This is a genomic window from Citrobacter telavivensis (genome assembly GCA_009363175.1).
GTDB lineage: Bacteria > Pseudomonadota > Gammaproteobacteria > Enterobacterales > Enterobacteriaceae > Citrobacter_A > Citrobacter_A telavivensis.
In genome coordinates, this window is record CP045205.1 from 1,026,442 (window position 1) to 1,040,806 (window position 14,365).

At 50.5% G+C, this 14,365-nt stretch carries 16 protein-coding genes and 1 tRNA gene; 5 read left to right on the forward strand and 12 right to left on the reverse strand.

Annotated features, from left to right (window positions below; genetic code table 11):
• The first annotated feature begins 1 nt into the window (after window position 1).
• The gene (locus GBC03_07090; GenBank protein ID QFS73938.1) at window positions 2–724 is read left to right on the forward strand and encodes an SDR family oxidoreductase; all 723 of its coding nucleotides are present in this window, start codon (window positions 2–4) and stop codon (window positions 722–724) included.
• Window positions 725–757: 33 nt separating this feature from the next.
• Here GBC03_07090 and GBC03_07095 read toward each other — a convergent pair whose 3' ends face one another.
• The 3 genes from GBC03_07095 to GBC03_07105 are packed head-to-tail and all read right to left on the reverse strand — an operon-like array spanning window position 758 to window position 3,170.
• On the reverse strand, window positions 758–1,930 hold the full coding sequence (locus GBC03_07095) for an HD domain-containing protein (protein QFS69985.1): 1,173 nt from the start codon (window positions 1,928–1,930) through the stop codon (window positions 758–760).
• A gap of 51 nt (window positions 1,931–1,981) precedes the next feature.
• Entirely contained in the window at window positions 1,982–2,449 is a 468-nt protein-coding gene (locus tag GBC03_07100) for a hypothetical protein (protein ID QFS69986.1), read from the reverse strand.
• On the reverse strand, window positions 2,442–3,170 hold the full coding sequence (locus GBC03_07105) for a winged helix family transcriptional regulator (GenBank protein ID QFS69987.1): 729 nt from the start codon (window positions 3,168–3,170) through the stop codon (window positions 2,442–2,444). The genes GBC03_07100 and GBC03_07105 overlap by 8 nt, the downstream gene beginning before the upstream one ends.
• A gap of 168 nt (window positions 3,171–3,338) precedes the next feature.
• Between GBC03_07105 and GBC03_07110 the strand changes: the two genes are divergently transcribed.
• Window positions 3,339–3,704: a regulator gene (locus tag GBC03_07110; GenBank protein QFS69988.1), complete on the forward strand. Its 366-nt coding sequence runs from the start codon at window positions 3,339–3,341 to the stop codon at window positions 3,702–3,704.
• Between the two features lie 276 nt (window positions 3,705–3,980).
• On the opposite strand, the gene GBC03_07115 is transcribed toward GBC03_07110, so the two are convergent.
• The 4 genes from GBC03_07115 to GBC03_07130 all read right to left on the reverse strand — a co-directional run bounded on the left by GBC03_07115 (window position 3,981) and on the right by GBC03_07130 (window position 6,286).
• Window positions 3,981–4,616 carry a hypothetical protein gene (locus GBC03_07115; protein ID QFS69989.1) on the reverse strand — a complete coding sequence of 212 codons (636 nt, stop codon included), beginning with the start codon at window positions 4,614–4,616 and terminating at the stop codon, window positions 3,981–3,983.
• A complete protein-coding gene (locus GBC03_07120; protein QFS69990.1) occupies window positions 4,609–5,346 on the reverse strand; it encodes a hypothetical protein in 738 nt (245 codons plus the stop codon). The genes GBC03_07115 and GBC03_07120 overlap by 8 nt, the downstream gene beginning before the upstream one ends.
• 51 nt (window positions 5,347–5,397) lie before the next feature.
• Window positions 5,398–5,847 (reverse strand): hypothetical protein, encoded by a 450-nt coding sequence (locus GBC03_07125; protein ID QFS69991.1) that lies wholly within the window; start codon window positions 5,845–5,847, stop codon window positions 5,398–5,400.
• Between the two features lie 363 nt (window positions 5,848–6,210).
• A tRNA-Phe gene (locus GBC03_07130) sits at window positions 6,211–6,286 on the reverse strand.
• 169 nt (window positions 6,287–6,455) lie between these two features.
• Between GBC03_07130 and GBC03_07135 the strand changes: the two genes are divergently transcribed.
• Together GBC03_07135 and GBC03_07140 are read left to right on the forward strand one after the other, a co-directional pair.
• Complete coding sequence (locus tag GBC03_07135; protein QFS69992.1) at window positions 6,456–7,301, forward strand: helix-turn-helix domain-containing protein; 846 nt, start codon at window positions 6,456–6,458, stop codon at window positions 7,299–7,301.
• Between the two features lie 37 nt (window positions 7,302–7,338).
• Entirely contained in the window at window positions 7,339–7,929 is a 591-nt protein-coding gene (locus GBC03_07140) for a LysE family translocator (GenBank protein QFS69993.1), read from the forward strand.
• Here GBC03_07140 and GBC03_07145 read toward each other — a convergent pair.
• The 5 genes from GBC03_07145 to aspA all read right to left on the reverse strand — a co-directional run bounded on the left by GBC03_07145 (window position 7,926) and on the right by aspA (window position 13,537).
• Window positions 7,926–8,501 carry a transcriptional regulator gene (locus tag GBC03_07145; protein ID QFS73939.1) on the reverse strand — a complete coding sequence of 192 codons (576 nt, stop codon included), beginning with the start codon at window positions 8,499–8,501 and terminating at the stop codon, window positions 7,926–7,928. The two genes, GBC03_07140 and GBC03_07145, sit on opposite strands and share 4 nt — an antisense overlap.
• 35 nt (window positions 8,502–8,536) lie before the next feature.
• Window positions 8,537–10,243, reverse strand: coding sequence for a protein-disulfide reductase DsbD (dsbD, locus tag GBC03_07150; protein QFS69994.1), 1,707 nt, complete (start codon window positions 10,241–10,243; stop codon window positions 8,537–8,539).
• Window positions 10,219–10,566: a divalent cation tolerance protein CutA gene (gene cutA, locus GBC03_07155; protein QFS69995.1), complete on the reverse strand. Its 348-nt coding sequence runs from the start codon at window positions 10,564–10,566 to the stop codon at window positions 10,219–10,221. Before cutA ends, dsbD begins: the two co-directional genes overlap by 25 nt.
• A gap of 118 nt (window positions 10,567–10,684) precedes the next feature.
• A complete protein-coding gene (locus tag GBC03_07160; GenBank protein QFS69996.1) occupies window positions 10,685–11,986 on the reverse strand; it encodes an anaerobic C4-dicarboxylate transporter in 1,302 nt (433 codons plus the stop codon).
• A 114-nt stretch (window positions 11,987–12,100) separates the two neighbouring features.
• Complete coding sequence (gene aspA / locus GBC03_07165; GenBank protein QFS69997.1) at window positions 12,101–13,537, reverse strand: aspartate ammonia-lyase; 1,437 nt, start codon at window positions 13,535–13,537, stop codon at window positions 12,101–12,103.
• Window positions 13,538–13,877: 340 nt separating this feature from the next.
• Between aspA and fxsA the strand changes: the two genes are divergently transcribed.
• Window positions 13,878–14,354 carry a membrane protein FxsA gene (fxsA, locus tag GBC03_07170; GenBank protein QFS69998.1) on the forward strand — a complete coding sequence of 159 codons (477 nt, stop codon included), beginning with the start codon at window positions 13,878–13,880 and terminating at the stop codon, window positions 14,352–14,354.
• Window positions 14,355–14,365 lie beyond the last annotated feature (11 nt).

Genomic DNA, 14,365 nt, shown 5'->3' on the forward strand with positions numbered 1-14,365 from the left:
GATGCTCATCACTGGCGGCAGCCGGGGAATCGGCCAGGCGCTCGTGAGTCACCTGCTGCCCGAATGGAACATTGTCTTTACTGGTCGTAACGAGGTCGGTATCGCTCACACGCTGGACATCGCGAAAAGCCAGAGTACATCGACCTGGGTAAAAGGATTTCGCTGTGACGGCAGCGACGAAGCCAGCGTTGCGCAGTTAGCCACGTCGCTGCTTGACGTGCATGGCGCGCCCGCCGCCATCATCCATAACGCTGGCATGACTAATGATGCGCTGCACATCCACCAGAAAGCACGCGACTGGCAGGAGGTGCTGGGAAATAATCTGGTCGCGGTGGTCAACTGGAATCGTATCCTGCTGCCCGCCATGATGACCCAGGGCAACGGTTCGATTGTGTTTATGTCGTCCGTGACGGCTATTAAAGGCAACAGTGGACAGACGGCTTATGCGGCCAGCAAGGCAGCGATGATTGGGCTGACGCATTCACTGGCGCGAGAAGTGGGGCGCTTTGGCATTCGGGTTAACTGTCTGGCACCGGGATTGATTGAAGGTGAAATGGTTCAGGCTATTCCGGAAGCCCGATTAAAAGCGATGCGGCAGAATATTCCTCTGCGCCGTCTCGGGCGTACGCAGGATGTTGCCCGCGCGGTCGCATTTCTGGCTGGAGAAGGGAGTAGTTACCTCACCGGTCAGACGCTGGTGCTGGACGGCGGTTTGTCCGCCTGATAAGGGGAAATCGCGAGAACGACGTCTCGCGGTTCAGGACAGGCTGAGTTGGTTTATTCTCTGAACCAGGGCGCGTCGCTCTTTGACGGACTCCTGAAAGATCTGCAATAACGCCCCACAATTTTGTCGCACAATGCCCGCCAGTTCGGGGGCGATTTCTGCGGTTTCTCCAACGCGCGCTTTAAATTCTGACGACAGCGTGACGCCCTGCAGCAATGACGCCAGCCAGATGCTGGCTTTCAGAATCTTCACCTCCGGAGGATGCGCGGCTTGTGCAATCACCGTCTTCTGGATCTGGCACCAGCGGGAAATATCCCGAATGGCTTCAATAGGATAGAGTTCATCCCAGACGGCATTCTCTTCCCCGGTATGTGCTGGCGCGGCACACAGCGCCAGAGACGTCAGGTTGTGCAGCAGGCCACCTATTTCGATTTTCAGACACCGGACCGGGGAAATCCCCATTTCTCTGGCCAGAAAACCGGATATACGACCGACGACCAGAGAGTGCTGGACGCCGTTCTGGCTGAACCCATCAATAATAAACGCCAGCATGGTGGCGATATCGCGAAAGTTATGCAAAGAGATGGAGTCGTTATGGATGCGGGGGATGTCCTGGATGTAATCATCGAACTCTGTGGATTTAATTTTTAACCAGAAGTGCTCGCAGTTTGCTATTTTTCTGAATGCGTTGATAAATTCGGGGTTATACAGGATGTGTTCGCCGCCAACAATTATATTAATAATCTCATCTTTTACCGATATTATATCGCTGGAGCGGTAATGGGCGATTAAAACATCCAGACGATCCGCCAGATAAACAACATGGCTCTCTTTGGGCACTTTTTCACCGTTAACATGGTCACCCTTCCCATTATCCCAGTGGGTGTGGTGATAGCGAACAATGGGACTTAACGGGGTCAGTAAAGGGACACTGGCCAGTAATTCCGCGCCGACGGCCGCGTGGTTATTGAGTTCATTGTCGTAATAGCTGAGGGGCTGAAGGCGTGACTCCTCGTTCAACCCTCCAATATCATGAAGCAGGGCCGCCAGCAGGGTTTTCCTGCACTGTGCCGGCGTGAACCGGGACTCACGGGCCAGGTGCCAGGCGATAAATGCCGTTCTGACATGATGCAGGTTAAGCCTGGGGTTAATCATGTCTATTATTTTTGAGATGCAAGCCAGTGATTCTATTAATTTTATATTCATATAATGAGCAATTTAACTTTCGCTGTGCTTCATGAAAGAAAACCACGCAAATTAATCTCGTTTGCAACCATATTGCGGGAATGCGTGGTTACCAAATAGTATGACATTTTTATTGAGTTTTTTTAGAAAAATTATTTTATCGTTCGGGCCTTTACCAAATAACAAACTATTAGCAATCTCATCATCAACATTGTCAGTATTATCATGTATAGTTTTGACACTCATTATCTTATACAGATTCGCATTGGCATTGTACGTTTCATATTTCATTTTAAGCGTTCGCGAGATTAAATACTTTTTTTCATTATGTGTGAGAAGGCCATCAATATTGACAAGAAGTTGCTCGTCCGTCATGTGAACAAAAATTAACCCTTCGGCCCGAATGTTGTCACCGTTGATACTCTGAATGACAGAAAACTGTGACTCGCAAGAGAAAACCGGAACCCGGGTTAAACAGTAAACGGTGCCGATCAATAAGAGACCGACACAGCTCAAAAGCAAGATGGCTTGTTTAGGCATTATTTTTTTCTCTGTAATAAAAACTCATGCAACTGTCTTTATCACATTTGATCAGGAGCAATTGTACAGTATCGCCCAGGGCACCTTTTACCTGCTGCTTGTAAATGTACAACTCCTTTTGCTGTGAGCAATCGAACGGTTGCGGGACAAAGTCAAAACTTTTTGTCACCTCTCGCAACGAGAGTGAAGAGGGCATAAAAATGACGCACTGGCCCTTAACCATTTTTTGTATATCGGTGTCGGCCCTGAATGACTCGGGATTTATTATGAGAAGGAGAAAGGCGATTGCCAGGGCGATAATGCGGGTAAACCGCTTAAAACCGTTTTTTTGCGGTTCAATGGGTTGCGGCTCAGGCTCCTTTTCTTCGAGAAATGGGGTTCGATACTCACGATCGTTATTGATAATGGCATCTTCCGCTATTTTGAAACCAATACGGGGAACCGTGACGATGATTTCTTTTTCGACGCCCAGATCATTCAGGTTTCTACGCAATGTTGAGATATATTGATTTAGATTACTATTTGACGCTCTGGCACCGTATTTATCAAAAACGGCCTGAAAGATTTCATTTCTCGAAAGGATATCGCCGTGGTGATTGAGCAATTCTGCCAGCAGGCGCGTAGAGGTTTGGGATAATTCAACGCAATCCCCAGTCAACAGGTTTACGAGAGACGCATCCTCGGTGTCAAAAGTGATAAATCCCTCAATGTCGAACCTCATGTTCATCTCCACCCTAAACCTTGCTTTTCTCTAACACGCAGCTTTTTTTTAATAAAACGGCGTAAATGTTAGATAAAAATCCTGAATTTACATTCATTTCAAGCTAATGTTGCTGGTTGACACAGGAGAACGCATACTGCTAACACCTTCAAAATCCAGGAGTCTGTAATGAAACTCTCGCTGTGTTCATATAACCCGGGTGCAGCACATCCAGGCTACAACGTACCTCATGACAATCTGCAGATGTTAGCGGCGGAAATGGGAATAAGTGACCTGGCGATGATCAGGGGTCCGGAACAAGTTTTTATTCTCAATCTATTAAAAGATCGCAGTACTCAAGGCCTGTCGACCAGGGAGCTTGCCGATCTGTGTGGCGTTTCAATTTATAAAGTCAGACACTTACTTCTTCCGCTGGAGAAATATGGTCAGGTTATAAGAGATAAAATGCAAAAACACCATCAGTGGTTTTTGTCAAAGGACTCTACAGATATTGATTGGCATTCTAACAAGCGGTATTTTCATTTGCAACAATGACCAGAAAGTCAATTAGATAACCCTGGGGATATGGAAAATACTGATTATTATCTCGCAAAATACTAGGAAAAATCTCAATAAAATTTTAATATTCTCGCACTCACACTATTGCCTTTAGTCCATTTTGTTTATGTATCGCGCATAGGGCGCGTGTGACCCATATCTTTACGATAAGAACAAGAGTAACGCTTAACACTTTTTAACAGTGTATAACATTTGCGAATAGACTGGCCTGTCAGATGCCCGTGAAGCATAGTTTCAACGGGCAACCATTTTTTAACTCTCTTTATATGATAACAGATGTGTTAGCTGTGTATTAATCTTGTCAACCAGCCACTCGCATCCTTTTTTCTGCGCTAACGTATATAGGGGTAATAAAATGCCGGTCCCCTTAACGCCCTTATTGTCAGAGAAATAGATGCTTTCATCAGGCTCCGGGTAGCCATCATAACTATTCCACAGGGTATAAGGCGTAGCGTAAGTGGCATCATTTTCGGTTGGTGAAAAAAGATAAATGCACAGATAACTTTTGGCATCTTGTGCAGAGATTTTTAGCTCAGTAGCAAGCGGTTCACTGTTTTTTCCATATTGTTTCTGACGCTGCTCATAGAGAAGTTCACTGTCCGTGATCAGCTTGAAGTCGAGAACATAATCCCGTGTGGTCATGGGGGTTCCGGGTTCATGCTGTCGGCTGAAAACAAATGAAACGTCCATGATGGGAAGGTAGTCCCATTTCCACGACTCAAAAGGATTTTTATTTGATTGCGGAGGCTTATTAAAGCTCCACGTATTCCAGACCAGGAAGGTGGTATCCAGTTTTTGCGCGGTTTCATTTAGTAGAGGAAAGAGTTGTTGATAATAAGCGGCGCAAATCCGATGTGCTTGCCTGACAGCAGTAAAAGGATCAGACATGTGAGTTTCCTTCAAAAAAAGAGTAGGTTGTGGGAAGGTTTTGCGATGATAAATAGTCCAAAAGCGGCTGCCAGGACTGGAGTGGAGAATGGATGCCATACAATGCAAGCGCATTCAGGCAATCCTGGATAATTCTCCCCTCTTGTTGCGTTGCCCATTCCGTCGCAGAGTATTGAATTTTTTCTCTGACCGTGCGCCATTCCAGTCCGTGAAACGTTACTTCAGGAAAACAGTATTTGAGTTCAGCAAACCATGCGGTATGCTTTTCCGGCAGATTTCCCAGAGCTAAAAAGTGCAGGGTAGATTGTTGATCCTCACTGTTTTGCCAGCCATAGATCTCTTTGCACCATTGCTGTTGATACTGTTGCCCGCCTGTTGGGGGTTTCACTTCAACGAGCAGTGCGGCGTGGGTGAAATTTAGAATAACATCGGGTTCCGCATAGTTATCTTCTTCACTCACCCATCGCGTGACATGATCATCGATCTTTGGCGGGAAATCGTACTTCGGCCAGAAAACAATGGACTCAAATTTTCCCCAACTTCTAACATCAACATCAAGCAGTGAAGTAAGCACTGTATGCAGCGATTCTTCTGACAGATAACTTATGCGTCCCCAGAATGCCGCCGTAAGCAGATCCTCATAACGCTGGAATACCGAACGCCAGCTCTGTTCATCACCGTTTTCCAGGCTTACTCGCCGTGCTTTTCCGTTTAATATTGCCTGTAGCATAAAAGTGCCCTTGCTATGAGGTAACAACTGTTTTTTATCATGATTAAGTGTTTAATCTAATGTAAAAAAACCTGGATTCAATAAATAAACAAACGAGAGCATGAGATAGCCGTAACCGGCTAAAAAACGCCAGTTTCGTTTAAGGATAAAAACAACGTTTTTATTACGTCTGAATTTTCTGATTTTACTCAAGCGCAGATGAAGTGCGCTTTTTTCTGCATCCGAAATAGGCGCTTCAACGATCCTCTTTGAGATATATTTCTCTGAGTCAATAAATGAATGTCTATGGTGCAGTTTTAACAATTTACCCGCGAAAAAAATCAGTGTGAGTAAAAAAGCGGCAAGCTGAAAGACGCGATTCGGAATTCCCCAACAAGCGAAGCTTGTGAGTAGTACCCATTCAGCGACAGAATCACTTTGCAGGTTTTTCCACCAGTGATTCATATCATGAGCATAGACTTGAATCGCTTTTTTGATGTCTTTGTAATGATGGGTTGTCATCTCATTCTCCTGGGGAAGCATCTGTGCGAATGACTGCAATGTAACACGCCAGAATAGAGATCAAGAGGTTGGGGTATTGGCACTATAGGTTGTTTTCTAAGACGGGAAATTAAATGGCGAGGTAAAAATAGGATGATTGCTGTTAATGGTCAGAACCCCAAAAGCAAAAAAACATCCTGGAGGCGGGTTCTCTGAAGACGTGGTGCCCGGACTCGGACTAAGGCCGGAGGCGTTGAACAGCGCGCTTGTCGCGCTGGCCCCGAAGGGATGAGTCGCTCGCGGCGAATAATCGAACGGAGTTCGATGGAGGAGTCCGTTTCGCCAAAAGCAAAAAACCCGCCATAGGCGGGTTCTTCTAAATAGTGGTGCCCGGACTCGGAATCGAACCAAGGACACGGGGATTTTCAATCCCCTGCTCTACCGACTGAGCTATCCGGGCAACGGGGCGCATTAAACCGTAATCATGCCTGACAGTCAACCAAATTTAGGGGAAAGCTGTTCAACTGCTTAAGTTTGCGGCAATCTGTGCGTTTCTGCATTCAGTTTGCACAAATATTCCAGACAGACGCGTTCTGAACAGGCAATGCTGACAGCGAGAGGAGGGCAGTATGGCAAACGACTGGCTTGAGCTGCGACAACATGCCGATACCGGTATTGAAACAATCAAAGCCCATTTTGAAGGGCATGCGTTCGATCCGCACTGGCACGACAGCTATCTGGTCGGCATTACCCTTTCCGGCACGCAGCAATTTCACTGTCGGCGTGAACGTCACCGCAGCCAGCCTGGTGATGCTTTTTTACTGGAACCGGGTGAGATTCACGATGGCGATGCGCCGATGGCCGGTGGGTTTACCTATCTCACCTTTTATCTGGATGAACAGTGGCTGACAAAAACGTTGCAGGGCCTTTATGACACCACGCCGGACCGCTATTCCCTGCATTTTAGCCGCACGTTGTCGCGTGAGCCGCAACTGGTGCGTGCCATCGGCGAAACGTTTAGCGCCTTGCATACCGAAGAGATGCGCATTGTGCAGCAAAGCACGATGGATAATCTTCTTTCGCAACTCACCACCCATTGCCACTGGCGAAAGCGTCTTCCTTCACAGATACAGAGCGCAGCGATAGCCCATCGCGCCCGTGATTATCTGCATGCGCATATGGGCGACAATATTGGCCTTTCCGATCTGGCGCGCGAAACCGGAACGGACCGTTTTACGCTGACGCGCAGCTTTAAACGCGAGTTTCACCTGGCGCCGCACGCGTGGCTGATTCAGCTTCGGCTGGCAAAGGCACGCCAGATGTTGGGGAAGGGTGCGCTGCCGGTTGATGTGGCGGCGGCGCTGGGGTTCGCCGATCAAAGCCACCTTGGGCGCTGGTTCCAGCGTGCGTATCGCATTTCGCCTGCGCACTACCGTCGTTTGTGCACAAACCTTCCAGACGGTTGCAGGAAATAAGGTCACAGTCAGAACTCAACTAAAAAGGAGTCTGCCTGTGAGTATCGCGCCATTTTTGCTGTTTGCGTTTGTTGCCTCTATCACCCCCGGTCCCACCAATATCCTCATCCTGGCGAACAGCCAGCATCATGGTGTGAAAGCGACGCTGCCTGCGTTGATCAGTGGCTGTGTGGCGGCGAGTATGATTGTGTTGATTTCAGGTGCCGGGGCAGGGGAAATACTGCGTCAGTATCCGCTGGTGCGACAGGTGATGAGTTGGGGGGGCGTGGCGTGGTTAAGCTGGATGAGCTGGCAATTATATAGCGCCCCGGCCGCGAATTTGTCCGCAAAGCAATCTCATCGTTTTACCGCGCGGGCGGCGGCGCTTTTGCAGGTGGTGAATCCGAAAACGTGGATGATGGCGCTGGCGGTGGTGAGCCTGTTTGCGCCGACGGGGAGTCATGCGCTGCGCGATATTGCGTTCATGGCGCTGTGGTTTTTGCTGATCTCTATCGGATGCCTGCTGTGTTGGGCGTGGCTGGGGAAGGCAGTGAACAGGGTGTTTCGCACCACCGTGGCGATGGTGCGTTTTCAGCGTCTGATGGCGCTGTGCCTGCTGATTTCAGCGTGGGCGGGAGGGCTGGCTTAGGTCAGCGCGCCACCCTGACGGCACTGGGCAAAGCGCAGAATATCTTCCGCCAGACGATGCGCCGTCTCTACATCCGCATGGCTGCGATTGACCAGCATGCGGCTCAGACAGCCTTCCAGCACCAGTTCCATCTGTTTGGCAACCATCGCCGGATCGTCAATCTCCAGCGTGGTCAGCAGTTCGTGGGTAAAGTCGTGCGCCGCGCTTTTCTGCTGATCCGCCAGTTGATGAATGGGGTGTGATGGATCGGGATAAAACGTACAGGCGGCGATAAACAGGCAACCCGGGTAGCGATTATTACTCACGCATTCTGCCAGCGCATTGTAGCGGGCCAGCAGCTTTTGTTCAGCACTCAGGGAGTCATCAAGCAACAGCTGGCGACGCCAGATATCCACCTGCTGGCTGAGATAGCGCAGCGCGTCATACAAAATAGCCTCTTTGTCCGGCCAGAAACGCTGCATTTCGTCGAGCGGATAATCAACGCGCTCAGCCACCATTTCCAGCGTGGTGTTCGCAATCCCATGGATCTCGAGTAATTTTAGGGCCTCTCCCAGGACATCTTCACGTTGCACGGTCATTCCTCCGTCTTTACCTCTGAAAGTGTCGCTCACGGTTGGCGATCGTGCAAATGCGCACTAAACGTCGCCGCATCCATAAAGCCCGTTACCCGTGCCTGCGGGTGCTCCTGACCTTGTGCATCAAAGAACAGGATGGTTGGCAGTCCTAATACCTGCAAATGCTTCAGCAGCGCCACATCCTGCGCGTTATTGGCGGTGACGTTAGCCTGTAACAGCACCGTATCGCCCAGCGCCTGCTTTACCTGCGGATGGCTGAAGGTGTACTTTTCAAACTCTTTACAGGCTACACACCAGTCGGCGTACAGGTCCAGCATAACCGGTTTGCCTTTCGCCTCGACCAGCGCCTGATTGAGTTCCTCAACGCTTGCCACCGGTTTGAAGTCCAGATGCGCCTGCGCCTGCGTCACCGTTGTGCCAAACGCCCAGTCCTGGAGCGGACGTACGCTGACCAGCGCCGCCGCCAACAGAATTATCTGTACGAGGCGCATCCAGCCACGTGTTGCTTGCAGACTGGTGATAAACGCCCAGCCAAAGAAGGCCACGCCCAGCAGCGACCACAGGCGTAAACCCCACGTATCACCGATGATGCGCTCCAGCAAAAAGACCGGCAGCGCGAGGATAACAAAGCCAAACGCCGTTTTGACCTGCGCCATCCACGGCCCGCTTTTTGGCAGCAGACGGTTACCAAAAACGGTGACCAGCATCAGCGGCAGCCCCATTCCCAGCGCGTAGAGGTACAGCGTACCGCCGCCGAGCCACAGGTTCCCGCTCTGGGCGATGTACAGCAAGATGGCGCTGAGCGGCGCGGTCGTACACGGCGAACAAATCAGCCCGGCAATCGCGCCCATGGCAAAAACGCCGCCCGCGGAACCGCCCTGCTGGCGGTTACTCATCAGCGTAAGGCGTGTTTGCAGCGACGAGGGCAGTTGCAGGGTGAACAGGCCGAACATCGACAGGGCAAGCAGGGTAAAGACCACTGCCAGACCGATTAAGACATAGGGATGCTGAAGGGCGGCCTGGAATTGCAATCCGGCGGCGGCCACCACCAGACCCAGAGCGGTATAGGTCAGCGCCATTCCCTGCACATAGATGAATGTCAGTAGCAGTGCGCGTCCAGTAGAAAGACGCTGTTTACCGCCAAGTACGATGCCGGAAATCAGTGGATACATCGGCAGCACGCAGGGGGTAAAGGCGATGCCAATGCCGATCAGCAGCGCCCACAGGGCGGAAAAGGGAAGTTGCGCTGGCGCGTTTTCCGGTTGCGGCGGCTGTGCCGCTGCTGGTGTAGCCGGTTTCGGATCCACACTGGCGATCACCGCGCTTAACGGCACGGTTTTGCTTTCCGGCGGATAGCAAAAACCCGCGTCGGCACAGCCCTGATACGTTACCGTTAGCGTCGCGCCTGATTGCGCCTGGTTGATGGTCACCGGGATCGTGAGCGTATTGCGATAAATTTCGCTTTTACCGTAGAACTCATCTTCATGCCAGACGCCCGCCGGCAGAGTGACTTCCGCGATTTCTGCCTGAGCAGGGGTAATACTGATCTGCTTGCGATACAGGTAATACCCGTCTTTCACCTGCCAGGTGAGATTCAGATCGTGTTGGTTTTGCTGAAAGTCAAAGGCAAAGGCCTGGTCAGCAGGGACAAAATTCGAGCGACCCGGCGCGTCGAAAAGTCCGGCAAAAGTTGATGTGCTGCAAAGAAGCAGGATCAGCGTAAGGATGCGTTGAGCCATGAGAGGTAATCACTGTCTCCATGAGTAACGGGTAAAACCAGAAGTTCGGGCGTTTGATACGGGTGATGAGACTTCAGGCAGTCGAGTAAGGCATCCTGATGTATCACCGAGGTTTTTAAGATCATCTGGACTTCGTATTCCTGCTCCAGTTTCCCCTCCCAGTAATACAGCGAGGTTGCACCGGGAATAATCGTGGCACAGGCCGCCAGTTTTTCTGCCAGCACTTTGGCTGCCAGATCCTGGGCTGTGGCTTCATCCGGCGCGGTGCAGAGCACAACAACGGCATCGGGGAGGGAGATATCCTGACGACTAACATCATGCATAAACACCTCGAATGAACAGAATGACCCGCAAAAGAGTGGTCACTATACAACGGACGAGGAAAGGATGTTAGACAAAGGGAGGGAAATGCGGGGCGCGAACACGCCCCGCAGGTAACACTTACAGCATGAAGCTGCCCAGCAGGAAGCCGAAGCAGACCGCCAGTACCACACCCAGCGTACCTGGGATGAAGAACGGGTGGTTAAAGACGAATTTGCCGATACGTGTTGTCCCGGTGTCATCCATCTGTACCGCCGCAACCAGCGTTGGATAAGTTGGCAGAATGAACAGACCAGAAACCGCAGCGAAAGAGGCAACGGCAGTCAGCGGAGAAACGTTCAGCGCCAGCGCCATCGGCATCAGTGCTTTAGCGGTTGCTGCCTGAGAGTACAGCAGCGCAGAAGCAAAGAAGAAGATCACCGCCAGCAGCCACGGGTGGCCCTGAATCACTTCACCTGCAGTGTCTTTGATCCAGTCAATGTTGTGAGAGACGAAAGTATCACCCAGCCATGCAACACCCAGGATACAAATACAGGCGCTCATACCGGCTTTGAAGGTGCTGGAGTTGAGGATAGCGTCAGTTTCCACTTTGCACAGGATAGTGGTCAGCGTCGCGACGCTCAGCATGATGATCAGGATAGCGTTAGTGGTGTTCATCAGCGGTTTCTCAACCAGACCGAGGCTCGGGCTGTTGACGATCGCATAAACGACTACGCACACTACGCCCAGCAGGAACATCCAGACGGAGTTTTTCGCCATCGGTTTGATTTCAACCTGCTTCTCACCGCGCAGTTCAACCAAACCTTCTTCCAGACGCTTGCGGTACACCGGATCGTCAGAGAGTTTGGAGTTGAACAGCATGGTCACCAGGAAAGACATCACCAACACTGCCAACAGCGTGGACGGAATGACCACGGACAGCAGGTGGATGTAGCTAATGCCATGACCTTCCATCACTGAAGACATGTAAACGACCGCTGCGGAGATTGGCGATGCAGTGATCGCAATCTGAGCGGACACCACGGCGGTAGAGAGCGGACGGCAAGGCTTGATGCCCTGTTCCTTCGCAACTTCAGCAATAACCGGCAGCGTTGCCAGGGAGATGTTCCCGGTACCTGCAAAGATAGTCAGGAAATAGGTCACGATCGGTGCAAGGATCGTGATGTATTTCGGGTTCCGACGCAGCAGTTTTTCTGTCTGGTTAACCAGATAGTCCAGACCGCCCGCAACCTGCATCGCGGAGATAGCAGCAATGACCGCCATGATGATGGAAATGACATCGAACGGGATATTACCCGGTTTCACGCCGATAGCGGCAAGAACCAGAACACCCAGTCCACCTGCAAATCCAATCCCGATGCCCCCAAGTCTGGCGCCCAAAAAGATTGCCAGCAAAACAATGATAAGTTCGACAACTATCATATTAGCCTTCCTTGTTGTTTAACAAGTTGATATTAAATTGTTGTTATTTAGTAACTTCTTATAAGAAAAAAGGCACGTCATCTGACGTGCCCTCCTTGGTACTACCCTGTACGATTACTGTTCACTTTCATCAGTATAACGTTTTGCTTTGTAAGCCGGGTGCATCAGGTTCTGTGCGGAGAAAATATCGTCCAGCTCAGCTTCAGTCAACAGACCGCGCTCCAGCACCACTTCACGTACGCTCTTACCGGTTTCGGCGCAAATCTTACCAACGATGTCGCCGTTGTGGTGGCCGATGAACGGGTTGAGGTAAGTGACGATACCGATAGAGTTGTAGACATACCCTTCGCACACTTCTTTGTTAGCGGTGATACCGTTAACACATTTCTCCAGCAGGTTGTAGCAGGCGTTGCTGAGGATGTGAATGGATTCAAACATCGCCTGACCAATCACGGGTTCCATCACGTTCAGCTGCAGCTGACCGGCTTCAGACGCCATGGTGACGGTGATGTCGTTACCGATGACTTTGAAGCACACCTGGTTGACGACTTCTGGTACGACCGGGTTCACTTTCGCCGGCATGATAGAAGAGCCCGCCTGCAGTTCCGGCAGGTTGATCTCGTTCAGGCCAGCACGTGGGCCAGAGGAGAGCAAGCGCAGGTCGTTACAGATTTTGGACATCTTCACAGCCAGGCGCTTCAGGGCACCGTGTACCATAACGTAAGCGCCGCAGTCAGAGGTCGCTTCGATCAGGTCTTCAGCCGGAACGCAGGCAAAACCGGTCACTTCAGCCAGTTTCTGTACGGCTAGCGGAGAGTACTCTTTCGGAGTATTCAGACCAGTACCGATAGCCGTTGCGCCGAGGTTAACCTCCAGCAGCAGTTCAGCGGTACGTTCGATGTTTTTCACTTCTTCTTTCAGCAGTACGCTGAAAGCGCGGAATTCCTGACCCAGGGTCATCGGAACCGCATCCTGCAACTGGGTACGACCCATTTTCAGGATGTCCTGGAACTCGACAGCTTTACGCTCGAAACCTTCACGCAGTTGGTTGATGGCGTCGACCAGTTTAACGATAGAAGCGTAAACGGCGATGCGGAAACCGGTTGGGTAAGCGTCGTTAGTAGACTGACATTTGTTCACGTGGTCGTTCGGGTTCAGGTACTGATATTCACCTTTCTGGTGACCCATCAGCTCCAGCCCGATATTGGCCAGCACTTCGTTGGTATTCATGTTGACGGAGGTGCCTGCACCGCCCTGGTAAACGTCTACCGGGAACTGGTCCATGCATTTGCCGTTATTCAGGACTTCATCACATGCGGCAATGATGGCATTCGCTACACTCTTAGGAATGGTCTGCAACTCTTTGTTTGCCAGCGCAGCTGCCTTCTTAACCATTACCATGCCGCGCACAAACTCAGGGATGTCACTGATTTTGTTATTGCTGATGTAGAAGTTTTCAATCGCTCTCAGAGTGTGAACACCATAGTAGGCTTCGGCTGGAACTTCCCTGGTACCCAACAGATCTTCTTCGATACGAATGTTGTTTAACATGTGAACCTTCTTTATTTAAAGCTGCCAATGAATGCACTAAACACACAGAATATATGTGGTTTCGATTGTTTCTTGACCGACGATTATCCCCTACATCGGTCTGGTCAACGAGATCATATTCTGCTCCAGAAATTGTGCCGTAATCTGGATCACTTTAAGTGTGGTAAATTACTCCTTAATTATTATTTTGTGAAATAGGTCACCGCTTTAGGATTAACTCTAAAAATAAGTGCGTAAACAGCTTGAAATTTTGTGAACTACCCCTACATCCGACTAATGCGAATCGCAACTATTTTCGGGCCGACGTGCGCATCACGGCGGCCGTTTGAGGAGAAACCTTTTGCGCTGGATACCGTTACTTGCAGTCTTTCTCTATGTTTATATTGAGATTTCTATCTTCATCCAGGTCGCCCATGTTATGGGTGTACTGATGACGCTCATCCTGGTGATTTTTACCTCAGTCATTGGGATGTCGCTGGTACGTAATCAGGGATTTAAGAACTTTTTGTTGATGCAGCAGAAAATGGCGGCAGGAGAGAGCCCTGCTGAAGAGATGATTAAGAGTGTTTCGCTGATCATCGCGGGCCTGTTGCTGTTGCTGCCAGGCTTTTTCACCGACTTCCTCGGTCTTCTCCTTTTACTACCGCCTGTGCAGAAGCACCTGACGATGAAGCTGCTGCCGCATTTGCGTTTTTCCCGGATGCCAGGTGGCGGCTTTAGCGCCGGAACGGGCGGTGGCGATACCTTTGACGGCGAGTTCCAGCGCAAAGACGACGAGCGTGACCGTATCGAACATAAAGACGATCGTCGCGACTGATGACATCTAAA